Here is a 21,931-nt window from a genome sequence, read left to right on the forward strand (position 1 = left end):
TTACTTGCCTTCTAGGTAGGCCGAATTGAATAGCGCATGACCGCCGTTGTTATAGGCGACGCCCTTGAGTCCCTTGATCATCACATAGGTCGTAAAGCCCTGGACAACCGGCACGCCAAGATAGTTTTCGCTAATGAGCTTTTGCGCCGCTTGGAATTTGGCTTTCCGGTCGTCAAACGTCGCGGCGTTGTCCCCAGCATCGAGCAGTGTATCGAGCTCTGCAGAGACTGCCGCATTTCCTTTCTGCACATATGTAAAGCTCATACCGTAGCGGCCTGGCTTGGGAGTCTCACGTGAGTTGAACATCACATTGAGAACGGACCCAGTGGGCAAGGGCATATCGAAGTTGATCAGATTATGCTCTTCACGCATCGCGACAGCCGACTGGTCGTCCCAGGGCCTTACGTTGATTCGCGTGGAGATTCCGATTGCCTTCAAATCAGACTGGATGGACTCCGCTACTATGACGCTGGGGTTGTTGTCACGGTTGCCGAAGATGTAAAGGTCGATCTCGATTGGCTTGTTGTCGATCTCGAGAATACCATCGCCGTTGCTGTCCTTGGCTCCTGCGTCTGCTAGAGCCTTTTTCGCCTCAGCTTGATTATAGTAGATGAACTTTGTTGCATCGGGCCAGAATTCGGGTGTGGCAGGCGCTAGAGTTGAGTACAGAGGTCGCCGCTCGCCTCGGAACGCTGCCATGTTGATTTTCTCGCGATCTATCGCGAGGTTGATAGCCTTTCGCACTGCCAGTTGGTCAGTCGGGAAACGGCCTGTGTTGAAGACAAACGAGTATGGCATGCCGGTCTGAGGAATTTTGACGACTTCGAATGCTGGGTTCGAGGACAGACGGCGCATGTCAGCGAAGTTCGGGTCCTTAATTATATCGCAATCACCAGACTCAAGACACGCGACGCGTGTGGCTTGATTGGCGATAAACTTGACTTCCAAGCCATCAAGGTACGGTGCACCTGTATTAGCAAGCATAGGCGAGCCCCATTTGTAGTCCGGGTTTCTCGCGAACTTCATGTTGCTTTGCGGCGCCCAGCTGACGAACTTGAACGGACCAGCTCCCACCGGCTCGCGGTTCATCGTCATGCCTTTCGAGCCCCAGGCTGCATTTGACGGTATTCCCGTTACATCGAGCATGCCAATATAGAAAGCAAAGGTGCCTGCTGGCTTTGAGAATTTTACCTTTATGGTGTAATCGTCGATGATGTCAGTTCCGACGTAAGCATTCATATACTGGTGGCCGTTGTTGCAGCAGTATTGCTTGTCGAAGACTCGCGAAAAGTGCGCTTTCACGCTTTCGGCATTGAACTTTGTGCCATCGTGGAATGTGACGTCGTCACGAAGTTTAATGGTGTATTCGGTTGCCTCCGGGTTGCTGCTCCACTCCTTCGCTAGGCTTCCAAACGGCTTATTCGCAGTGTCGAAAAGCGCGAGGCCGTCATGCACATGGATTGCGGTTTCCGAAAATCGTCGGTGCGCAGTGAGCGGATCAAGCCCACGTGACTCTTCTGCGATCGCGAAGCGAACAGTGCCGCCAGGCTTGGGCTGCGCGGTTTGGGCTAGAGCGGCAGAGTGCAGGATGCCGAGTTGAATCATACATGCGGCGACAGTTGTGGAACGAGTGATCATCAAAGCCAGGCCTCCTAGATCCGTCACGAGGGCGATGCGCCTATGTCCGGCTGAAGTTGTGGGAGCGTTAGCAGAGTTAACGGGGGCTTTTGTGTGTGCCGAATGTATACATTCGATACACGATAGGAACACCCCCCAATGCGATCGTCAAGAACAGGGTCGCAAAATTATTCGGCAGACCCATGCAAATTTTAGTCAGTTGGTGATTTGCGGAGGCAGCCGGAGGGTCCGTCAACTGCTGGGTCCACATCATCAGATAATGCTATTGAGCCTTTGAAACCGACTGTCGTGCAACAGTATAGCTGACACCCGTGGGGGCTTTTTCAGATCGCCAAGCGTTCGGCCCTGTTCGTGCTAACAGGGTGCCGGCGCCGGATTTTTGGTAAGAGACACAAGCCAGCCCGCTCGATATGGGCTACTGGTATCGTCGCCGAACCGCGCGCTCAGCCATGGTTGCGACGTTTTAGAAGGCTGCCGACCAGAAGAGCGGTTGGCGCAGACTCGCGGAGGATTACGACAGATGCGCTCTCTCGACCGCGATGGTGTCGCTCTTGCCTATCGGGACACCGGGGGGGAGGGGCGTTCGGTCGTGCTCGTCCATGGCTGGTGCTGCGACCACACCTATTTCGCACCACAGGTCGAGCACTTCGCCCGGTTGGGGTATCGTGTCGTCGCGGTGGACCTGCGTGGGCATGGCCGGAGCAGCGCCCCCCGCCAAGCCTACGCGATGCATGCCTTCGCCGACGACGTTGCCTGGATGTGCGAGTCGCTGGACCTCGGAAAGCCGATCCTGATCGGCCACAGCATGGGCGGGATCGTGTGCTTCGATCTGGTCGCCCGCTATCCGGGCCTCGCAGCGGCCCTGGTGATGCTGGACGCCGCAATCGTGCTGCCCTTGGAGGCGCGTGCTGCCATCCCGGCGTTCCTCGATGGATTACGCGACAAGAACTACAGGGATGTCCTGCAGGCCTATGTCGGACGCGCGCTGTTCGTGCCTACGGACGATGCGGCTGTCAAAGCCGATATCCTGTCAAAAATGGCAGGCACGGCGCAGCATGTCATGCTCGCGGCCTTCGAGGGCTTGCGCGACTATGATCCGGAGGTGGCGAGGAAAGGCCTTATGATTCCGGCCCTCTACGTCGCTGCCGATGAACCCGTGGCCCGGTCCGATATGGCGCGCCTCCGGGAACTCGTGCCTCAACTCCATTACGGGAGGACGGTGGGATCGGGGCACTTCTGCCAGATCGAGGTGCCCGAGCAGGTCCATGCGATGATCGACCGCTTTCTGCGCGTGAGCGGCCTCTAGGTGCCGAAAGTCGTCAGGCGCGCGCGCGGATGGCTCGCACAGGAATCTCGCCTCAACAGCATCGTCGGGCGCTCGTTGAAGACGGTGCGGTGGGTTTCGCGATATCCGCATTTGTCCGCGACACGCAAGGAGGCCTCATTGGTCGGAGAAATGATGCAGACGCTGGAGCTTCCGGCGTCGCCGCGGTCCAGCCACCGGAGCACAGCGAGAACGGCCTCCGTCGCATAGCCTTTGCCGTGGTGGCCCGGATCCAGCAGCCAGCCGGCTTCCGGAATACCGAGGAGGGACGGCTCGATGTCCCGATGAAAATCCGCAAAGCCGACATCGCCGACGAAACGCCCGGTGCTCTTCTCCTCCACCGCCCAATAGCCGTAGCCGAGGAGCGGCCATAAGCCCGCATACCGGAGAATCCGAAACCAGATCTCCTGAGTCCCGGCGGTCTTGCCCGTGATATTCTCGACTACCATTGGGTGGTTCCAAAGGGAGCAGGCAGCATCGAGGTCGCGGGCCGTATGGGCCCTCAGAAGAAGCCGATCCGTCTCCAGGGGAGGGGCCGCATGGGCAAAAGGGCGTTGGGCGTGCATGGCGAAGGGCTCGGTCCAAGAACGGAGGCTCTCTATCGCATGGCGAGAGCGCACGACCAATCCGTTATCGCGTAAGAAGGGCTCGCTCGAGGCCTACTCGTCGAGGCCGACCGTCCTCGGGCTTTCGGACTCGACATCCAGGCTGGTGACGGTTTTCAGCTCGAGGTCCTTCATGGCTTGCTGCCGCCAGAACCGAAGCGCGCCGCTATCCTTGCCCACATGCTCCTCCGCCATCACGGCGTCCCAGCCCGGCCCCTGCTCATCGGCCAGCCGCCGTGCATGGTCCATGATCTCGGCTTCGGTGAAGCGTTCCTGTGTCATAGGGGCGTCTCCGGTCGGGGCGTGCTCCGTCAGTGTGACTGCCGAGTGTGACGGGATCGTGTTGCGGACCTGACCTCGCGTCGGACGCAGGGCTCGTGCTCGCGCTTCCTCAAGACTTTGCCTTCGGAGCCTCCGTCACGTCGTAGGTACAGGCAAAGGAGGCTGCGGCAATACGATAAGTGTCGGCCGCGTTGGCCGGATCCTGCACGATGGCGTCACCCGGCTTGGCCACCATGGCCTCGCCCCAGGGGGCCCTGAAACTGAAGGGACCCTCCGACGCCGCGAGGGTCACGTACCGCATGGGGGTGCCAAGGGGCTTATAGGGGCGCCAGCCCTGCGCCGCCTCGCCCTGCGGAGGGCTGTAGCGTTTGGTGAAGTTCGCCGCCTTGACGAGGTATTGCTCGCTCCCCGTTTCAGGGCAGCGGTTGCGCACGACCATGTCGCCTGCTTCCGCAGGCTTGCTCCTGGTTTCGACCCCTTCCGACTTGATAACCGTGACGACAACCTCACCCGGTTCGGCTGGTCTGGCGTCCACCATCCGGGTTTTCTGCGCAAGTCCGGCGCGTCCAGTGTCGGCGGCCTTGGCGAAGAATACCTTGACGTCGAAGTCCTGGGCGCTGGCCCCTGTGGTCAGGACGGAAAGGGCCGACATGGCGAGAAGGAAGCGGCGCATGATCGTCTCGAGTCTGGTGATGAAGCGGAGCCGCAGGTTACATCGGGCCACCTCCCGAACGCCAGACCCGTCCTGCTGTTTTTACGGGCATGCCGGCCTCTCGATGGCCCAGAGAGGCTGCGGCTTAGGCTAGTAGGGCGTCATCAGAACTTCCGTCATGGTGCGCGGATCGGGGCGGGTCAGGACGCGAATCCGGCGGCCGTCGGGGAGTTGGATCGTGCGGAGGTTCATGACCTCGTATCCCGCATCCACGGCTTCCCGGACGTTTCGGAATCGGCGTGGAGATGTGCCCTGCGCCATACGGCGCTGGGTTTGGGACATCCGTCCGCGCTGGGCAGCGGCGGTGTCGCGCCGGGCAGGCTTGCGGGCCTGCGCAGCCTTGGGTGCAGGCTGCGCCGTGCGCGTGCGAGCCTCGGACTTGGCATCCGCGGCAACGGCCGGGCTCTTTGCCTCGGTGGATGCCGTTGGAACGGGCGTAGGCACCGGAGCCGTTTGAGGAACCTCTTCGAGGGGAGCCGTCGTGGGAGTGCTGCTGGCGTTTTCGGACGGGTGAACCTTCGGATAGCTCACGGTCTCGTCTGCCGGAGCAGGCTTGGGCGCTGGGGCGCCCTCCGACGGCGGGTCGACCCACGGACGCGCGTTTTGGGCAAAAGCCGGCCCCGTGCTCAAGATCAGAGCGGCGGCCAGCCCCATCAGCCGCTTGGTATGATCTGTCATCGTCCGCTCCTCACATGCTTTGTATCAGAACGCCGAGACCGGCAAATGGTCTCCCCATCATACTCGAGACACCGGTCAACAAGCTGTCATGTTAACGACAATCAAGACCACCCTATTCCGATCCCGATCCAATTTGTTGTAATGTTTCATGAGGTCGCTGAAAATGCTTGCGCGGCTAAGTTCAGGCGCCTTCGGATCGCGGGTTTGTACTGTGAACTGCATGATTCAAATCCGACCTTTTCTCAGGGAGGTTACTTAGGAAGGGGCATTCCAAGTTTTGTGTCGGGTTTCAAACAGACGAGATTATTCACCTCGATTACGTTCGGCACCAAGACGATAAGGTTTCCGAGGGCAGACGATGACACAGACTACGAGTCGTGAAAGTATTCTGTTGGCGAACCCTTCAGCGTCCTATGTCTATCCCCAAGATCTTCAGCCGCTGCTTCAAGCCCTTCTAACCACACTCACGGACCTCGACTTCGAGTATGACCGAGAGCGTGAAAGGCTGAGCAGGACGCTGAAGGATCCGAGCTTGAAGATCCGCGTCCTGGAAAAGCTCAAGCAGAAGCACCGCGACCGCCGCACGCCGTACTTGCAGCAACTCGCCATTCTGCAGGAGCGGATACACCGGCAGCGGAATTAGTCTGCCCGGCGGAAGGGGCCATGGCAGGCCCCTCCGCCGGGATCCTCCCGAAGCGCCCCAATGTCCCGTGTGACACACCTCACACCAGAAGGCGCCAGGCTGTGAGATTGTCGAAATCCACGAACAACGCGCATGTCTGCGGAGTGTTTGGTCTGTTTCAGAAGAGGCACGCCATGACAGAGGATGAAATCGAGGTCGTCGCCGAAGCCCTCGCCAAGGCCGCCGGAATGGCGTGGTGCTCCGGCTACGGACGCACATCGCCCCAGAGGCTCGTTTCGGAGCGGTACCGGGATCGCGCCCGAACGGCCATCGCCACCATCGACCGCCTGCGCCAGAACCGCGAAGCTCCCTGCCGCCAGGACAATGCAGCCTTCGAGGAAGACGGGAGCGGGGACACCCTGCCGCGGCCGCCCGTCAAGCTTGGCGCCATGGTGATCTACAAACCCCATGGAGACCGGCGGGGCTATTCCTGCCGTGTCGTGAAGATCGAGGGCAGCCGCGCGTATCTGCAGCCCATTATCAAGGCCTGCACGGGCTGGATTTCCATCGAGAATCTCGGGGCTGTCTCCCCAGAACCGGCTACCTCCGGCGAGTGATGTTCGCGCGACATCCTCGGACAGAGTCGTATCTTTAGGGCTTATCAACTCTTCCGGGCCTAGGTTTCCCTGAAACCCGAGGCCCCCGAGTTTGTTCAATTCCCGGGTCGGCCACGAACGAGCGAAGCCCAGCGCCGATGGGATGAGCAGATGCCTTCTGATCGCGACGATGATCGAAGAGCCAGGGTGGAGAACATCCTCGGAACCTCGCCGAAGCAGATCGCCGATGGACTGGCTCCGTCGCTTCGGAAACATTACGGGACCGTTCTCCTTGAGACGATTCCGGATCATCTCCAGGCTTTGGTTGACCGCATCGGTGATGGCAATCCCCCACCTCGAACGAGACGGAAGCCTTAAGGAACGACTCGCGCCGCACGGGCATAATCTCGTAAGGATGGATCATCCATGCCGAATGCGATAGGCGAGGTCATGATGCAAAGCTTCCACTTACGTCCGATTGGCGCGTCTCTCTTCGTCTGGCTGGCCCTCACGGGACTGGCCCAGGCCAAGTGCCAGGATGCGCCCAACCCCGGCGTCGACTGGTCGGGATGCGCGAAAACCCAGCTTTTTCTTTCCAACGACGACCTAACGGGTGCGAACTTCTCCCGAGCGCAGGTTTCCGCGACGGACCTGACGGGGTCGAACCTGTCAGGAGCCAAGCTCTCGGAGGCCGAGATGAGCCGCGCCAGGTTCGACGGCGCCAACCTCGCGGGCGCGGATCTCACGAAGGCGGTCGGTTGGCGGACGAATTTCCAGAAGGCTAATCTGGAGCGGGCAAACCTGACCTCGGCCGATCTCAGCCGGTCCAATTTCGCGGGCGCCCGCCTGGCCGGCGCGAGCTTGACGAAGTCGGAACTTAACCGATCCGATTTCACGGGAGCGGACTTGTCGAAGGTCGATCTCTCCCGGGCGGAACTCGCCCGCGTGGTTTTCGCGAAGGCCAAGCTTCAGGGCGTAAACGTCAGCTTCTCGAACCTCGCCCGAGCCCGCCTCGAGGGCCTCGACCTGAATGGGGTCAATCTCACCGGCGCATACCTTTTTCTCACGCAGATCGCCGGAACGGACCTGTCCGCCACCAGCGGCCTCAAGCAGGACCAGATCGCGCTCGCATGCGGCGATCCACGGACGAAACTGCCGGACGGGATCACAGCCCCGAAGACCTGGCCGTGCCCCAGCGACGAAGCGGATTAAGCCAAAGCCCCGCAGGCGGCGTGCCAATAGCGCAGGTTTTCGGGATTGATGGGGCGGCCTGCCGCTTCGTGGCGCTCCATGACCGCTTCGTGGAAGGCCCGCGCGGCGTCCTGGCCGAGAAGTTCGCGGAGGCTCGCGATGATGCGGCTGATGCGCAGATGGTTATGGTCACTCCAGGTCAACCAGCCGTCGAAGCAAGCGTAGAATCCCAGCATCATGTCGCTCGCGTGGACGAGTGCTGTGCGAGCCTTTGGATCCGCCCGAATAGCTTCAGCCTCAGCCTGGGTGAGCACAGGAGCGCCGGGCTGGGCCATGCTGCGGGTGCGCAAGGGGAACAGCCACTGGATGTAGTCGTGGACGGCTTCGAGGCGATGGTCGTCGAATGCCAGCACGTCTCCGACGAGGCGGCCGCGACCGTCCGTACCGGTACCCGACAGGAAAGCATGCAGAGGTCCGGTTGGATGAACGGCATTCATGGCTGCATCTACGCTCCACACGCCGACAACGCCGGGCCGGCCAAAGGGTTTGGTCGTAGCCGGCATTCGTCTTTAGGCGCATGCAGTTCACGCGATCCCATCATAAGTCCTTGGGATCCTTGAAACGAACATCTCCTCCGGATTGGGCTCTTGGGCCAAACACGACTGCACCGGCTTGTGTTCAATTCATATAATATTATTAATTGAGGCAGGCCGAAGGGCTGACAGAGCCGACAAGGCCGCTCAACACGGGAATGGGAGAGAACGCATGAAGGCTCGTCATCTCTTGACGACACTCGCTGTCGCCGCGCTGACGCTCGGATCGGGTGCCGCCTACGCGCAGACCAAGATGAAGATCGGCTTCTCGCAGGTCGGTTCCGAATCCGGCTGGCGCGCCGCCGAGACGAAGGTCTCCAAGATCGAGGCGGACAAGCGCGGCGTCGACCTGCGCATCTCCGACGCGCAGCAGAAGCAGGAAAACCAGATCCGCGCGGTCCGCTCCTTCATCACCCAGGGCGTGGACGCCATCTTTATCGCGCCCGTGGTGGCGACTGGGTGGGACGCCGTCCTGAAGGAGGCCAAGGACGCCAAGATTCCGGTCGTTCTCCTCGACCGCGCCATCGATACGAAGGACGACACCCTCTATCTCACGGCGGTGACCTCGGACACGGTCTACGAGGGCAAGGTCGCGGGCGAATGGCTCGCCAAGGAGACCGGCGGCAAGTGCAACGTGGTCGAACTACAGGGCACCGTCGGCTCGAGCCCGGCCATCAACCGCAAGAAAGGCTTCGATGACGTCGTCGCCGCCAATCCGGGCATGAAGATCGTCCGCACCCAGTCCGGCGATTTCACCCGGACGAAGGGCAAGGAGGTGATGGAAAGCTTCATCAAGGCCGAGGGTGGAGGCAAGAACATCTGCGCGGTCTATGCCCATAACGACGACATGGCGATCGGCGCGATCCAGGCCATCAAGGAAGCCGGTCTCAAGCCCGGCAAGGACATCAAGGTCGTGTCCATCGACGGCGTGCCGGACATCTTCAAGGCCATGGCCGACGGCGAGGCGAACGCCACCGTGGAGCTGACCCCCAACATGGCGGGCCCAGCCCTCGACGCCCTCATGGCCTACAAGAAGGACGGGACCGCGCCGAAAAAGTGGATCCAGACCTCATCCAAGCTCTTCCTGCCAGACACCGCGAAGGCCGAGTACGACCAGCGCAAGGATATGTACTGAGCACTGTGCGGGAGCGGCTTGCCGCTCCCGCACCCTCAAGGATTCAGGCTGACGGAGGCCCCATGGCAGGGCAGGACATGCTGGCGGGCGCGCCGCTACTGGAACTCGCCGGGCTGTCGAAGGCCTTTCCGGGTGTCCAAGCCTTGGACGGAGTCGATTTCCGCCTCCAGCGCGGCGAGATCCACGCGCTCCTGGGCGAGAACGGCGCCGGGAAGTCCACCCTCATCAAGGTTCTGACGGGCGTGTTCCGGCGTGATGCTGGGGTCGTCCGCTTGGACGGCCGGGAGATCGAGGCCCGGGATCCAGCCGACGCGCTCGCGCTCGGGATCGGAACTGTCTACCAGGAAGTCAACATGCTGCCGAACCTGTCGGTGGCGGAAAACCTGTTCATCGGCCGCCAGCCCAGCCGCTTCGGGCTCGTGGCCACGCGCGAGATCCGCCGCCGCTCGGAGGCGATCCTGAGCGGCTATGGCCTCGACATTAACGTCGCCGACCCCCTGGGGACGTTTTCCGTCGCGGTCCAGCAGATCGTCGCCATCGCCCGCGCGGTCGACCTGTCGGCCAAGGTTCTCATCCTCGACGAGCCCACGGCCAGCCTGGATGCGGGCGAGGTCAACACGCTGTTCGGCATCCTGCGCGGTCTCAAGGCGAAAGGCATCGGGATCGTCTTCGTCACCCATTTCCTCGACCAGGTTTATGCGGTCTGCGACCGCATCACCGTGCTCCGCAACGGACGCCTCGTCGGCTCGCGGGAAACCGCCGCCCTGCCGCGTCTCGAACTCGTCTCCATGATGCTCGGCCGCGAGCTGGCCGAGGAAGCGCTGCACCGGAATCACCGGCCTCCGGTCATCGGCGAGCCCATCATAGCCTTCAAGGATTACGGCAAGAACCGTCTGGTCGCGCCCTTCGATCTGGCCCTCCGGCGCGGCGAGGTGGTGGGGCTCGCGGGCCTCCTGGGTTCGGGCCGCACCGAAACCGCCAAGCTCGTTTTCGGTATCGAGAAGACGGATCACGGGCAGGCTTATGTGGACGGCAAGCCCGTCCGCATCGCCTCGCCCCGGGACGCCGCCCGTCTCGGCTTCGGATTTTGTCCGGAAGACCGCAAGAGCGAGGGCATCGTGGCGGAGCTTTCCGTGCGGGAGAACATCATCCTGGCACTCCAGGCCCAGCGCGGCTGGCTGCGCCTGCTTCCGCGCGGCCGCCAGGACGAGATTGCCAGCCGGTTCATCAAGCTTCTCGACATCCGCACGTCTGACGCCGAGAAACCCATCGGGCTCCTGTCCGGCGGGAATCAGCAGAAAGCGATGCTGGCGCGGTGGCTTGCCACCGAGCCGCGCTTCCTCATCCTCGACGAGCCCACACGCGGCATCGATGTGGGCGCACACGCGGAGATCATCCGTCTCATCGAGAGCCTGTGCGAGGACGGCCTAGCGCTCCTGGTGATCTCTTCGGAGCTGGAGGAGATCGCCGCCTACAGCGACCGTGTCGTCGTCCTGCGCGACCGGCGCCACGTGCGCGAACTGTCCGGCACCGAGGTGTCCGCCGATGCCATCATGACCACCATCGCGAGCCAGTGAATGAGTACCGTCGTGCCGGTTCCGGCCTCCCGCGCCATGCCGAAAGGCCTCCCGCAGGTTGCGGCTCTCCTCGTCGTCTTCCTGGTCAACTGGCTCGTCTTTCGCGACTTTTTCGCGATCCGGCTGCAGGATGGGCGCCTCTTCGGCAGCCTCATCGATGTGTTCAACCGGGGCGCGCCGGTGGCGCTTTTGGCGCTCGGCATGACGCTCGTCATCGCCACGCGCGGCATCGACCTGTCGGTGGGGGCCGTGATGGCCATCGCGGGCGCCACGGCGGCGACGCTGACCGCACAGGGCTATCCGTTGCCCGTGGTGCTGCTCGCGGCCTGCGGCATCGGTCTCCTGTGCGGGCTCTGGAACGGTTTCTTGGTCGCCGTGCTCGAAATCCAGCCCATCGTCGCGACGCTCATCCTCATGGTGGCCGGGCGTGGCTTCGCGCAGCTCATCACCGAGGGACAGATCGTCACCTTCGTGAGCCAGGGGTTGTCCGCCATCGGCAGCGGTTCCTTCCTCATGCTGCCCATGCCCGTGGTGATCGCGGCCGCGATGCTCGTCGTCACCCATGCGCTCGTGCGGTTCACCGCCCTGGGCCTGTTCATCGAATCCATCGGCGCCAATGTGCGCTCCAGCGCCTATGCGGGAGTCAGCACCAGGGTCGTGACCATCGCGGTTTACATGTGGTGCGGCCTCTGTGCCTCGATCGCCGGTCTCATCGTGACGGCGGACATCCGAGGTGCCGACGCGAACAACGCCGGATTGTGGCTTGAGCTCGATGCGATCCTGGCCGTCGTCATCGGCGGCACGTCCCTGTTCGGCGGCCGCTTCAGCCTTGGATTGTCGGTGGTGGGCGCGCTTATCATCCAGGCCATGAACACCGGCATCCTGCTCAGCGGCTACAAGCCCGAATACAACCTGATCGTGAAGGCCCTCGTGGTGCTCGCCGTGCTGCTGGCGCAATCGCCGGTCCTGTCGGGCTTCAAGGCTGCCTGGAAGACAAAGTCATGATGCGCCGCCAGCTTCCTCTTTTCATCACCATCGCGGTCTTCCTGGCGGGGTACGCGATCTGCCTTGCCCAGTTTCCGAGCTTCGCCTCCACCCGCGTGATCGCCAACCTCCTCACCGACAACGCCTTCTTGGGGATCGTCGCGGTAGGCATGACCTTCGTGATCATTTCGGGCGGCATCGACCTCTCGGTCGGGTCGGTCATCGCCTTCACGGGCGTGTTCATCGCCATCACCACGGAGCAATATGGGGTCAGCCCGTATGTGGCTTTCGCCATGATCCTGGTCATCGCGGCGGCGTTCGGCGCCGGGATGGGATACATCATCCACACGTTTCAGATCCCGGCCTTCATCGTAACCCTGGCGGGCATGTTCCTGGCCCGGGGCATGAGCTTCGTGCTCACCACCGACTCGATCCCCATCAGCGCGCCGCTCTATGGCGACATCACCGACATGGCGTTCCTGCTGCCGGGGGGAGGGCGGCTCACCTTCATCGCCATCGTGATGCTGCTGGTGGTCGCGGTCGGCATGGTGCTGGCCCATTTCACGAAATTTGGCGCGAACGTCTATGCCCTCGGCGGCAACCGGACCTCCGCCGAGCTGATGGGCGTTCCGGTCGGCCGGACGACGATCCAGATCTATACCCTGTCGAGCGTGCTCGCGGCTCTCTCGGGGATCGTGTTCTCGTTCTACACCTCGGCCGGATATTCCCTTGCGGCAACCGGCGTCGAGCTTGACACCATCGCGGCCGTCGTGATCGGTGGCACTCTGCTGACGGGCGGATACGGCACGATCTTCGGAACCTTCGTGGGCGTGCTGATCCAGGGGCTGATCCAGACCTACATCACGTTCGAGGGCACCTTGAGCTCCTGGTGGACCAAGATCGCCATCGGGGCGCTCCTCTTCGCCTTCATCGCTCTCCAGCGGGGACTGACGGTCCTGTCCTCGCGCAACAATCCGGTGCTCCGAATCTGACAGCCATGGTCGTTTTTCACCCGCAGCTCAAAACCGCCTCCCGGTCCCGATCGGCTCACGATCTCGTGACCCACGGCATCGGCCGCGCCATCATCGAGGGGCAGTTCGCCGTCGGGTCGACGCTTCCGGGCGACATGGAGCTGATGGAACGGTTCGGCGTGTCCCGCACGGCACTGCGCGAGGCCATGAAGACCCTGGCGGCCAAAGGACTGATCGAGTCCAAGACCAAGGTCGGCACGCGGGTGCTGGGCGAGAAGAACTGGAACATGTTCGATGCCGACATCCTCATGTGGCGGCTCCAGCTCGGGGTTGACCGCACCTTCATGGAAAGCCTGTTCGAGATCCGCCAAGCGCTGGAGCCCCTCGCGGCGGCGTCCGCTGCCCTCTACCGGACGGAGGCCGATATCGAGCGTCTGCGAGCGGCCCTGATGGCCATGCGCCTCGACCATCACACGAAGGACAGCTTCACCCAGGCCGACCTGGCCTATCACCGTGCCATCCTGGACGCCTCGGCCAACCCCTTCCTCCAGTCCATGGGATCCGTGATCGAGGCGGCGCTCGCCACATCGTTCACCATCACGTCGCCGGTCGACAGCCCGGATCGGTTCGAGCTATCCAAGCGTCAGCACGGCGCTATTTTCGACGCCATTGTGGCCCGGGACCCGCAAGGGGCGAGCGAGGCCATGACCGCCGTGATCCTCCAGGGCACCAAAGGAGCCGAGATCCACCGGTCCGATGCGCCCGTCGTTTCCATCGGGATCCAGCTCTTCGGTCAATGAGGGGCGGTGGGCCGTCGTTTCCGCCGCAGCCCTTTCGTTTGACATCCCTTGTCACATAAGCTTCATCGGCGGCACCTATGGCTGGCCTCACCAATTCAGACGTGATGGGAATGAAATCCATGAAGCGACTTGTCCTGGCCGCGATCGGCGTGGGGTTCCTGTCGTCGGCGGCCCTGGCGCAGGAAGTCGGCGGCAAGCTGGTGCTCTATACGAGCCAGCCCAATACGGACGCCCAGCAGACGATCGACGCCTTCAGGGCCAAACATCCCAAGGTCGACGTCACCTTCGTGCGCGACGGGACGCCCCGCATCTTGGCAAAGCTGCGGGCGGAGTTCGAGGCTGGCCAGCCCCAGGCCGACGTGCTGCTCATCGCCGACAGCGTGACCATGGAGGGCCTCAAGAAGGAAGACCGACTCCTGGCGCATGAAGGGGCCGACACGTCGGCCTATCCGGCGGGCCTGCACGATCCCCAGAAGCAATGGTTCGCCACCAAGCTCATCACGACGGGCATCGCCTACAACACCCGGGCCACCTTCAAGCCGGCGTCCTGGGCTGATCTCCTCAAGACCGAGGTGAAGGGGCAGCTCGTCATGCCGAGCCCGCTCAATTCCGGCGCCGCCCTGATCCATGCCGCGACCCTGACGGGCAACCTGGAAGGCGGCTGGAAGTATTACGAGAGCCTGAAGGACAACAACGCCATGGCGGGCGGCGGCAACGGCGACGTCCTCAAGAGCGTCGCCGGCGGCGAGAAGCTCTACGGCGTCATCGTCGACTACATGCCCATCCGCGAGAAGGCCAAGGGCGCGCCCATCGAGTTCGTGTTCCCGAAGGAGGGCGTCTCCGCCGTCACGGAACCCGTGGCGATCCTCAAGGCCACCAAGAACCCCGAGGCCGCCAAGGCCTTCATCGACTTCATCCTGTCGAAGGACGGCCAGGACCTGGCCCTCAAGCAGGGCTATATCGCGGCCCTCCCGAGCGTGGCCCTGCCGCCCGGCTACCCGGCCCGTGACACCATTAAGGTCATGAGCTTCGACGCCGCCAGGGCGCTGGCCGACGAGCAGAAGAACAAGACGACTTTCGCGGATATCTTCGGCCAGTGAGATCGAGATTCCGGCAGCAGCGCGCGCCGTTGGAGCGAGGAGGCCTAGGCCTCCTCGTTTTCCTTTGCGCGCTGGTGCTGGCCCTCGACGTCCTGCCCTTGGGCCGTCTGCTCATGGCGGCCTTCGCGCCCGGTGGCGCCTTCTCGCCCGAGGCCGCCTTCGCGGCGCTGACGAGCCGCGCGGCCATCCGGGCCACCCTGGCGACCCTCGAGACCGGTGTGGCCTCGAGCCTGATCGCCTTCGGGATCGGCGCCGTCATGGCCCTCCTGGTCTCCGCCACGGACATGCGCGGGCGCCGCCCCATGAGCTTCCTGTTCGTTCTCTCTCTCATGGTCGCGCCCCAGGTCATGGCGCTCGCCTTCATGACCCTGGCGGGACCTGCCTCGCCCCTTTTGAACCTCATCGGCCTCGCGCCTCAGCCCGGCACGCCCAACCCGCTCCTGGGCAAGCCCGGCATCATCCTCGTGCTCGGGCTGCACCACGCCCCCATCGTTTTCATCGTCCTGGTCGCGGGCCTCAAGCGCGTGCCGCTGGCCCTCATCGAGGCCGCTCAGATCGATGGCAACCGGCCGTGGCGGATCGTGCGCCACATCGTCGTGCCGCTGATGCGACCGCACCTGGTGAGCGCCGCCTTCCTGGCCTTCGTTGCGGGAGTCGGCAATTTCGGCATCGCAGCCCTGCTGGGCTTGCCCGTGAACTACCTGACCCTGCCCACCCTGATCTATCGGCGCCTGTCGAGCTTCGGGCCGTCCATCATCGGGGACGTGGCCGTGCTCGGCGTCGCCGTGGCGGCGATCGCCGGAATCGGGGTCCTGGCGAGTCGTTTCGTCCTGCGCGGCACGGGGGATGAGCTGGAGGCGGAACAGCGCCTTGCCGTGTTCTGGAGGCTCGGGCGCTGGCGGCCCTGGATCGAGGCGGCGGCCTGGAGCCTTGTGGGCCTCGTGCTGGTGCTTCCTCTTGCGTCGCTGCTGGCCGCATCCCTCGTTCCGGCCTACGGGGTCGTCCTGTCCTTCGCGACCCTCACGCTCGACAACTTCACGGAGGTCCTGATCCGCCAGGGCGCGACCGCGCGGGCTTTCCGCAATTCGCTGCTGTTCGCGGGCGGAACCGCCATCGTGCTCGGGCTAATCTGCATTCCGGCGGCCTACATCCTCTACAGACGCATGGGGCGCGGCAGCCGCACCGCCTTCGCGCTGATCGAAGCGCCCTATGCGATCCCCGGCGTGGTGCTGGCCATCGCCTGCATCCTGCTTCTCCTGAAGCCGCTGCCGGTCCTCAACGCGTCCCTCTACGCCACGCCCTGGATCATCCTCTTCGCCTATCTGGCGCGGTTCCTGCCCGTCGCCTTGAAGCCAGCCCTTGCGGCCATGGAGCAGCTGGAGCGTTCTCAGGAAGAGGCGGCGGCTCTCGACGGCGCCGGCCTGAAGCGGCGGCTGGCCACCATCGTGGCGCCCTCCCTGCTGCCCTCCGTCGCCGCCGGGGCGCTTCTGGCCTTCCTCTTGGCCTTCGGTGAGCTCACGGTCTCGGCTCTGCTCTGGTCCGCCGGAACGGAGACCGTGGGCGTGGTCCTCTACAGCCTGGAGGAGGCGGGCCTCGCCTCGCAGGCCGCCGCCATCGGGATGCTGACGGTTCTCGTCGTGGCCGCCGTGATGCTGGCCCTCGACTTCTTCGGCGAGCGCCTCCCGCCCGGAACGCTGCCGTGGCGGCCTTGAGCGTCACAAAACCGTAAGTTTCATGTCATCAAACTGACGGCCGGCGCAGGCATATTTCGTTGCACCATGTCAACGAGGGTTTCTGCGTGATGCACGATCAGCACGTCACCCGAGTGCGTACGATGTTCCTGTCGGACATCCATCTCGGAACGCGAGGTTGCAAGGCTGAACAGCTTCTGGGCTTCCTTCGCCGATACGACGCGGACACGATCTACCTCGTCGGCGACATCGTCGATGGATGGCGGCTGAAGTCCGGCTGGTACTGGCCCCAGGCCCATAACGACGTTGTCCAGAAACTGCTGCGCAAGGTGCGCAAGGGCGCGCGGCTGATCTATATTCCCGGCAACCACGACGAGTTCCTGAAAGACTATATCGGCGGCACTTTCGGCGATATCGAACTGGTGGACGAGGCCGTGCACGAGGCAGCGGACGGTCGGAGGTATCTCGTGATCCACGGGGATCAGTTCGACCTCGTGGTGCGCCATGCGCGCTGGCTCGCCTTGTTGGGCGACGGGGCCTATCAGGCGGCGCTCTTCGTCAACACCCATCTCAACATCCTGCGCCGCCGTCTCGGCCTGACCTACTGGTCCTTGTCCGCCTGGGCGAAGCTGAAGGTCAAGAACGCGGTCAACTTCATCGGCCGGTTCGAGGAGTTTTTGTCCTCCGAGGCCCAGCGCCAGGGTCTCGACGGGGTCATCTGCGGGCACATCCACCACGCCGCTCTGCGCGACACGCACGGAATCCGCTATGTGAACACGGGCGACTGGGTCGAATCCTGTACCGCCGTCGTCGAACATTACGACGGGAATCTCGAGATCGTTCGCTGGCTCGAGCAGGCGTCGTACCCGGAGACCGAGGTCAGCGCCGTCGTCGAGACGCCGGTCAGGAATGCGGCCTGATGCGGCTCCTGGTGGCAACCGACGCCTGGCGTCCCCAGATCAACGGCGTCGTCCGCTCCCTCGAAGCCATGGCGGCCCAGGCGCCCGCCTTCGGCGTCGAGATGTCCATTCTATCTCCGGAGGAGTTCCGATCCTTCCCGATGCCGACCTACGGGGAGATCCGCCTGTCCCTCGCGCGGCCCGGCCACGTGGCGAAGCGCCTGCGCGACCTTGCGCCGACCCACGTGCACATCGCCACCGAAGGACCCATCGGTCTCGCCACGCGCCAAGCCTGCCGCCGGCAGGGCAGGGCGTTTACCACGAGTTATCACACCCGGTTCCCCGAATACCTGTCCGCCCGCCTGCCCGTGCCGGAGCGCCTGACCTACCGCGCCCTGCGCCGCTTCCACTCGGCCGCCCGGGCCACCCTGGTGAGCACGCCGTCCCTGGAGCGGGAATTGCAGGGCCACGGCTTCGGAAACCTCCTGCGTTGGACCCGCGGTGTCGACATCAGCCTCTTCCGGCCTCGCGGCGTCGGCGGGTTCGACGACCCGAAGCCGATCTTCCTGTATGTTGGACGCGTTTCCGTCGAGAAGAACATCGAGGCTTTCCTGTCCCTCGATCTGCCAGGCACGAAGGTGGTGGTCGGCGACGGCCCGGCCCGGGGGGATCTCCAGTCCCGTTACCCGCAAGCCCGCTTTCTGGGCGCTCTGGCGGGTGAGGATCTGGCCGAGGTCTACGCGGCCGCCGACGTCTTCGTCTTTCCGAGCCTGACCGACACCTTCGGGATCGTACTTCTGGAAGCTCTCGCCTCCGGGCTGCCCGTGGCCGCTTATCCGGTAACGGGTCCGTTGGACGTCGTCGAAGGTTCGGGTTGCGGCGTCCTTGCCTGGGACCTTCGCCAGGCCGCCCTGGGGGCGCTGCAAATCCCGCGCGATCGCTGCCGCCGCTACGGCGAAACCTTCACCTGGCGCGAGAGTGCGCGCCAATTTTTCGGGCATATCGAATCCGCTCAGGCCGATTGAAAGAGCTCTCGCTGTCACGGTGCTTACATAGAGTGTTTCTAAAGTTCCCCCGCTCACAAGGGAGAACAAAGACGTGAACGAGCATGTGAACCGCCTGCGCGCGAGCGATCTCGAGGATTCAGGCGATGCGGGCTGCAACCCGACCGAAAATCTCACCATGGGCGAGATCATCGGCGTCCGCTTCAACCGGCGCGACTTCCTGCGCGGGACGCTCGCAGTCGCGGCGATCTCGGCGACCGTGGGCAAGAGCGCGCTTGCGGCCAACGAGCAACCTGCCAAGAGGGGAACAGCCGCTGCCTTCGATTTCAAGGAAATCGAAGCCGGCGTCGACCAGACCCATCACGTGGCCGAGGGGTACGATGCGCAGATCCTCCTACGCTGGGGCGATCCGCTCTTTCCCGATGCGCCCGCCTTCGATCCGGCCGCGCAGACGGCCGAGAAGCAGAGGCGCCAGTTCGGCTACAACAGCGACTTCGTGGGCTATATCCCGATCGACGGTTCCAGCGACCACGGCATCCTGGTCGTGAACCACGAATACACCAGCGAAGAGCTTATGTTTCCTGGTGTCGGCGTGCAGGACGCCAAGGACGTCAACTTTGCGAAGATGACGAAGGATCTCGTGGACATCGAGATCGCCGCGCATGGCGGCGCCGTCGTCGAGATCCGGCGCGAGAACGGCCGCTGGCAGGTGGTCAAGGATTCCAAGTACACCCGCCGCATCACCGCCGACACGCCCATGGACATCACGGGTCCGGCCGCCGGGCACGACCGCATGAAGACCGCCGCCGACTCCGGCGGCCGCAGGGTCAACGGCATGGTCAACAATTGCGCCGGGGGCGTGACGCCCTGGGGCACGTGGCTGAGCTGCGAGGAAAATTTCAACGGCTACTTCTGGGGCAAGCTCGGCGACGATCACGTCGAGGCCAAGAACTACAAGCGCTACGGCCTCGGTTCGCCCGCCTATGCGTGGGGCAAGTTCTACGATCGGTTCGATCTCGCCAAGGAGCCGAACGAGGCCAACCGCTTCGGATGGGTCGTGGAGATCGATCCCTTCGACCCGAATTTCGTGCCCAGGAAGCGCACGGCGCTCGGCCGCACCAAGCACGAAGGCGCCGCCGGCATCACGAATCCCGACGGCCGGTATGTGATCTATCTCGGCGACGATGAACGCTTCGACTACGTTTACAAGTTCGTCACCGCCGGCAAAGTGAACACGTCGGATCGCGCCGCGAATCTCGGGCTTCTCGACGAAGGCACGCTTTATGTGGCCAAGTACAACCCCGACGGATCGGGAGTCTGGATTCCCATGGTGCACGGGCAGGGCGCTCTTAACGAGGCCAACGGCTTCAGGAGCCAGGCGGATGTTCTGATCGAGACCCGCCGGGCGGCCGACCTCCTGGGCGCCACCAAGATGGATCGTCCGGAGGACATCGAGGCGAACCCGACGACGAACCGCGTTTATGTGATGTTGACCAACAACACCCGACGCAAGGACGATCAGGTCGATGCGGCCAATCCGCGGGCCAATAACGCCTTCGGCCATATCGTCGAGATGATGCCGGAAGGCGGCGACCATGCGTCGGAGAAGTTCGCTTGGGAGGTGCTGGTCAAGTGCGGAGATCCCTCCGTAGCCGCGGTCGGCGCCACGTTCTCGTCCGAGACCACCAAAAACGGTTGGTTCGGCATGCCGGACAATTGCTCCATCGACAGCCAGGGCCGGCTTTGGATATCCACGGACGGTAACAATGCGAAGGCCACGGGGCGGGCGGACGGACTTTGGGCCCTTGAGACGGAGGGCGACCGGCGCGGGACATCCAAGCACTTCTTCCGCGTTCCCGCGGGTGCCGAGATGTGCGGGCCCTTCTTCACCCCCAACGACGAGACACTGTTCCTGGCGGTCCAGCATCCGGGCGAGGCCGAGGAGGGTGCGCCGGCGAGCTTCGAGAACCCGGCGACGCGGTGGCCCGACTTCAAGGACGGCATGCCGCCGCGCCCGTCGGTTCTCGTGGTGACGAAGCAGGGCGGTGGGACAATCGCTTAGGGCCTCATCCGCTGAGCGGCTCGGCAGCCGACCCGTCCTCATGCGGCGTCGGAAGCGCGGGTCCTGCGGGGCCGCGCGCTTCCTCTCCGCTTGCGGGTGCCGGTGCGGGGCGAGCGCGGGATCAGTTCAAGGACGGTATCCGCTTGATCGCCGGACGCCTCTCGTTTGATCGCCTTCGCTTTGCGGGCGACCGATCGTCCTGTCTCCACGACCTCGTCCCGGCCCGGCCTGTAGGCCAAGATGGCCGCCGCCGCCGCGCTCGCCAGCGCCACCAGGGTGTCGGCCACGAGCTTGCGCCCGGCTTCCGAACCGAGAATGTCGTTCACCCAGCCCGCCTTGCGCAGGATCTTGGGAATTTTCACGCCGAACAGGGATTTCGGCATCTTAGTTTTCTTCGTCATCGATACGCTCCGATCCCGCGCGAGAAAGCCCGTCTCGGGCCTGGGGAGTCACGCCGTGCCGGCATGACATTCGTGTTGCGGTTTTCGTGCGGCCTGCGCAGGTTGGAGCCGCACGCCCGCCGGAGGGGCGAGAGGGAGAGCGCCTGTGAAGATTGCCGCCATTCTCTTCGATAAGGATGGAACGCTCATCGATTACGACAAGAGCTGGTCGGGCGTGAACCTTGCGGCGGGCGCCCTGGCGGCGGCCGGGGACGAAGACCTGGCGGCTCGGCTCCTGGTCGTGGGCGGCGCCGATCCCGCCACCGGGCGGGCAGGAGCCGACAGCCTCTTGGCGGCGGCGAGTACCGGCGAGATCGCATCGCAATGGTCCCGGTCGGGAAGCCCGATCCCCCAAGACCAATTGCGGGACGCGCTCGACCGGCTCTTCCAGGCCTCCGTCGACCATGCCGTCCCGGTGACCGACCTTGCGGCCCTGTTCGGCCGGCTCAAGCAGAGGGGCCTCGCCCTGGGAATCGCCAGCAGCGACAGCGAGCTGGCCATCCGGCGCACAATCGACCGGTTCGGCCTGGAACCCTTCATCGACTTCGTCGCGGGCTATGACAGCGGCTTCGGCCTCAAGCCCGGAGGTGGCATGGTCGAAGCATTCTGCGTCGCGACCGGAGTTGTATCGGACCGCATCGCAGTCGTCGGCGACAACACTCACGACATGCACATGGCCGTCGCGGGTCGTGCCGGCCTTCGGGTGGCGGTCCTGACAGGAACCGGGACGCCCGAGACTTTGCTCCCGCATTGCAGCATCTGCCTCCCCAGCATCGCTGATCTGGAAGCCGCGATCCTGGACGCTGCGGAATAATTATCGAAACTCTCCGGAAAGTCGAAATCTTTGCATCAACTGTTTCGAATGGTCCGGTTGCTAGGCGAGCGAAGCAAAATGCAGCAAGTTGCGTGTGCAAATGCTTTTTGCCATGATGTCATGGAACCGAAATAGAAGTGTCACGAACGTTCTCTATTCGCCGTTCCCGTCGGGCCTTGAGGGCCGTGTCTTCGCAGGGGGTTAGAATGAAAA

22 protein-coding genes are annotated in these 21,931 nt (G+C 63.6%); 15 read left to right on the plus strand and 7 right to left on the minus strand.

What is annotated here, in order from left to right; genetic code table 11:
• Nucleotides 1-1,638 (minus strand): ABC transporter substrate-binding protein, encoded by a 1,638-nt coding sequence (locus tag ILT42_RS20075; RefSeq protein ID WP_204217669.1) that lies wholly within the window; start codon nucleotides 1,636-1,638, stop codon nucleotides 1-3.
• A 520-nt stretch (nucleotides 1,639-2,158) separates the two neighbouring features.
• Between ILT42_RS20075 and ILT42_RS20080 the strand changes: the two genes are divergently transcribed.
• Nucleotides 2,159-2,944 carry an alpha/beta fold hydrolase gene (locus ILT42_RS20080; RefSeq protein ID WP_204217670.1) on the plus strand — a complete coding sequence of 262 codons (786 nt, stop codon included), beginning with the start codon at nucleotides 2,159-2,161 and terminating at the stop codon, nucleotides 2,942-2,944.
• Here the strand turns inward: ILT42_RS20080 and ILT42_RS20085 are convergent.
• The 4 genes from ILT42_RS20085 to ILT42_RS20100 all read right to left on the minus strand — a co-directional run bounded on the left by ILT42_RS20085 (nucleotide 2,941) and on the right by ILT42_RS20100 (nucleotide 5,239).
• Complete coding sequence (locus ILT42_RS20085; RefSeq protein ID WP_204217671.1) at nucleotides 2,941-3,528, minus strand: GNAT family N-acetyltransferase; 588 nt, start codon at nucleotides 3,526-3,528, stop codon at nucleotides 2,941-2,943. The genes ILT42_RS20080 and ILT42_RS20085 overlap by 4 nt on opposite strands.
• 93 nt (nucleotides 3,529-3,621) lie before the next feature.
• A complete protein-coding gene (locus tag ILT42_RS20090; protein ID WP_204217672.1) occupies nucleotides 3,622-3,849 on the minus strand; it encodes a hypothetical protein in 228 nt (75 codons plus the stop codon).
• Between the two features lie 109 nt (nucleotides 3,850-3,958).
• Complete coding sequence (locus ILT42_RS20095) at nucleotides 3,959-4,522, minus strand: hypothetical protein (RefSeq protein ID WP_204217673.1); 564 nt, start codon at nucleotides 4,520-4,522, stop codon at nucleotides 3,959-3,961.
• Nucleotides 4,523-4,651: 129 nt separating this feature from the next.
• Nucleotides 4,652-5,239, minus strand: a complete 588-nt coding sequence (locus tag ILT42_RS20100; protein WP_204217674.1) for a hypothetical protein — start codon at nucleotides 5,237-5,239, stop codon at nucleotides 4,652-4,654.
• A gap of 358 nt (nucleotides 5,240-5,597) precedes the next feature.
• Between ILT42_RS20100 and ILT42_RS20105 the strand changes: the two genes are divergently transcribed.
• From ILT42_RS20105 to ILT42_RS20115, 3 genes are all read left to right on the plus strand, one after another.
• Nucleotides 5,598-5,882 carry a hypothetical protein gene (locus tag ILT42_RS20105; RefSeq protein WP_204217675.1) on the plus strand — a complete coding sequence of 95 codons (285 nt, stop codon included), beginning with the start codon at nucleotides 5,598-5,600 and terminating at the stop codon, nucleotides 5,880-5,882.
• A 173-nt stretch (nucleotides 5,883-6,055) separates the two neighbouring features.
• Nucleotides 6,056-6,478 carry a hypothetical protein gene (locus tag ILT42_RS20110; protein ID WP_204217676.1) on the plus strand — a complete coding sequence of 141 codons (423 nt, stop codon included), beginning with the start codon at nucleotides 6,056-6,058 and terminating at the stop codon, nucleotides 6,476-6,478.
• Nucleotides 6,479-6,883: 405 nt separating this feature from the next.
• Nucleotides 6,884-7,669, plus strand: a complete 786-nt coding sequence (locus tag ILT42_RS20115; RefSeq protein ID WP_204217677.1) for a pentapeptide repeat-containing protein — start codon at nucleotides 6,884-6,886, stop codon at nucleotides 7,667-7,669.
• Here the strand turns inward: ILT42_RS20115 and ILT42_RS20120 are convergent.
• Nucleotides 7,666-8,145, minus strand: coding sequence for an opioid growth factor receptor-related protein (locus ILT42_RS20120; RefSeq protein WP_204217678.1), 480 nt, complete (start codon nucleotides 8,143-8,145; stop codon nucleotides 7,666-7,668). The genes ILT42_RS20115 and ILT42_RS20120 overlap by 4 nt on opposite strands.
• Nucleotides 8,146-8,413: 268 nt before the next feature.
• Here ILT42_RS20120 and ytfQ point away from each other — a divergent pair, with 268 nt between their 5' ends.
• From ytfQ to ILT42_RS20170, 10 genes are all read left to right on the plus strand, one after another.
• The gene (gene ytfQ, locus ILT42_RS20125; RefSeq protein ID WP_204217679.1) at nucleotides 8,414-9,376 is read left to right on the plus strand and encodes a galactofuranose ABC transporter, galactofuranose-binding protein YtfQ; all 963 of its coding nucleotides are present in this window, start codon (nucleotides 8,414-8,416) and stop codon (nucleotides 9,374-9,376) included.
• A gap of 62 nt (nucleotides 9,377-9,438) precedes the next feature.
• Nucleotides 9,439-10,953 carry a galactofuranose ABC transporter, ATP-binding protein YtfR gene (gene ytfR / locus ILT42_RS20130; RefSeq protein WP_204217680.1) on the plus strand — a complete coding sequence of 505 codons (1,515 nt, stop codon included), beginning with the start codon at nucleotides 9,439-9,441 and terminating at the stop codon, nucleotides 10,951-10,953.
• Nucleotides 10,954-11,958 carry a galactofuranose ABC transporter, ATP-binding protein YtfT gene (gene ytfT / locus ILT42_RS20135; RefSeq protein ID WP_204217681.1) on the plus strand — a complete coding sequence of 335 codons (1,005 nt, stop codon included), beginning with the start codon at nucleotides 10,954-10,956 and terminating at the stop codon, nucleotides 11,956-11,958. It abuts the gene before it with no gap.
• A complete protein-coding gene (yjfF, locus tag ILT42_RS20140; protein WP_229428811.1) occupies nucleotides 11,958-12,929 on the plus strand; it encodes a galactofuranose ABC transporter, permease protein YjfF in 972 nt (323 codons plus the stop codon). The genes ytfT and yjfF overlap by 1 nt, the downstream gene beginning before the upstream one ends.
• Before the next feature lie 5 nt (nucleotides 12,930-12,934).
• Nucleotides 12,935-13,708 carry a FadR/GntR family transcriptional regulator gene (locus ILT42_RS20145; protein WP_204217683.1) on the plus strand — a complete coding sequence of 258 codons (774 nt, stop codon included), beginning with the start codon at nucleotides 12,935-12,937 and terminating at the stop codon, nucleotides 13,706-13,708.
• Between the two features lie 110 nt (nucleotides 13,709-13,818).
• Entirely contained in the window at nucleotides 13,819-14,808 is a 990-nt protein-coding gene (locus ILT42_RS20150) for an ABC transporter substrate-binding protein (RefSeq protein ID WP_229428794.1), read from the plus strand.
• The gene (locus ILT42_RS20155) at nucleotides 14,805-16,520 is read left to right on the plus strand and encodes an ABC transporter permease (RefSeq protein ID WP_204217685.1); all 1,716 of its coding nucleotides are present in this window, start codon (nucleotides 14,805-14,807) and stop codon (nucleotides 16,518-16,520) included. Before ILT42_RS20150 ends, ILT42_RS20155 begins: the two co-directional genes overlap by 4 nt.
• A gap of 89 nt (nucleotides 16,521-16,609) precedes the next feature.
• Nucleotides 16,610-17,419, plus strand: a complete 810-nt coding sequence (locus ILT42_RS20160) for a UDP-2,3-diacylglucosamine diphosphatase (RefSeq protein WP_204217686.1) — start codon at nucleotides 16,610-16,612, stop codon at nucleotides 17,417-17,419.
• Nucleotides 17,419-18,423, plus strand: a complete 1,005-nt coding sequence (locus ILT42_RS20165; RefSeq protein ID WP_204217687.1) for a glycosyltransferase family 4 protein — start codon at nucleotides 17,419-17,421, stop codon at nucleotides 18,421-18,423. Before ILT42_RS20160 ends, ILT42_RS20165 begins: the two co-directional genes overlap by 1 nt.
• A gap of 73 nt (nucleotides 18,424-18,496) precedes the next feature.
• Nucleotides 18,497-20,464: a PhoX family protein gene (locus tag ILT42_RS20170; protein ID WP_204217688.1), complete on the plus strand. Its 1,968-nt coding sequence runs from the start codon at nucleotides 18,497-18,499 to the stop codon at nucleotides 20,462-20,464.
• 38 nt (nucleotides 20,465-20,502) lie between these two features.
• Here the strand turns inward: ILT42_RS20170 and ILT42_RS20175 are convergent, their stop codons facing one another.
• On the minus strand, nucleotides 20,503-20,865 hold the full coding sequence (locus ILT42_RS20175; protein WP_204217689.1) for a hypothetical protein: 363 nt from the start codon (nucleotides 20,863-20,865) through the stop codon (nucleotides 20,503-20,505).
• 145 nt (nucleotides 20,866-21,010) lie between these two features.
• Here ILT42_RS20175 and ILT42_RS20180 point away from each other — a divergent pair, with 145 nt between their 5' ends.
• Nucleotides 21,011-21,718, plus strand: coding sequence for an HAD family hydrolase (locus ILT42_RS20180; RefSeq protein ID WP_204217690.1), 708 nt, complete (start codon nucleotides 21,011-21,013; stop codon nucleotides 21,716-21,718).
• Nucleotides 21,719-21,931 lie beyond the last annotated feature (213 nt).

Origin of the sequence: Microvirga pudoricolor, assembly GCF_016892705.1 — a bacterium.
Taxonomy (GTDB): domain Bacteria; phylum Pseudomonadota; class Alphaproteobacteria; order Rhizobiales; family Beijerinckiaceae; genus Microvirga; species Microvirga pudoricolor.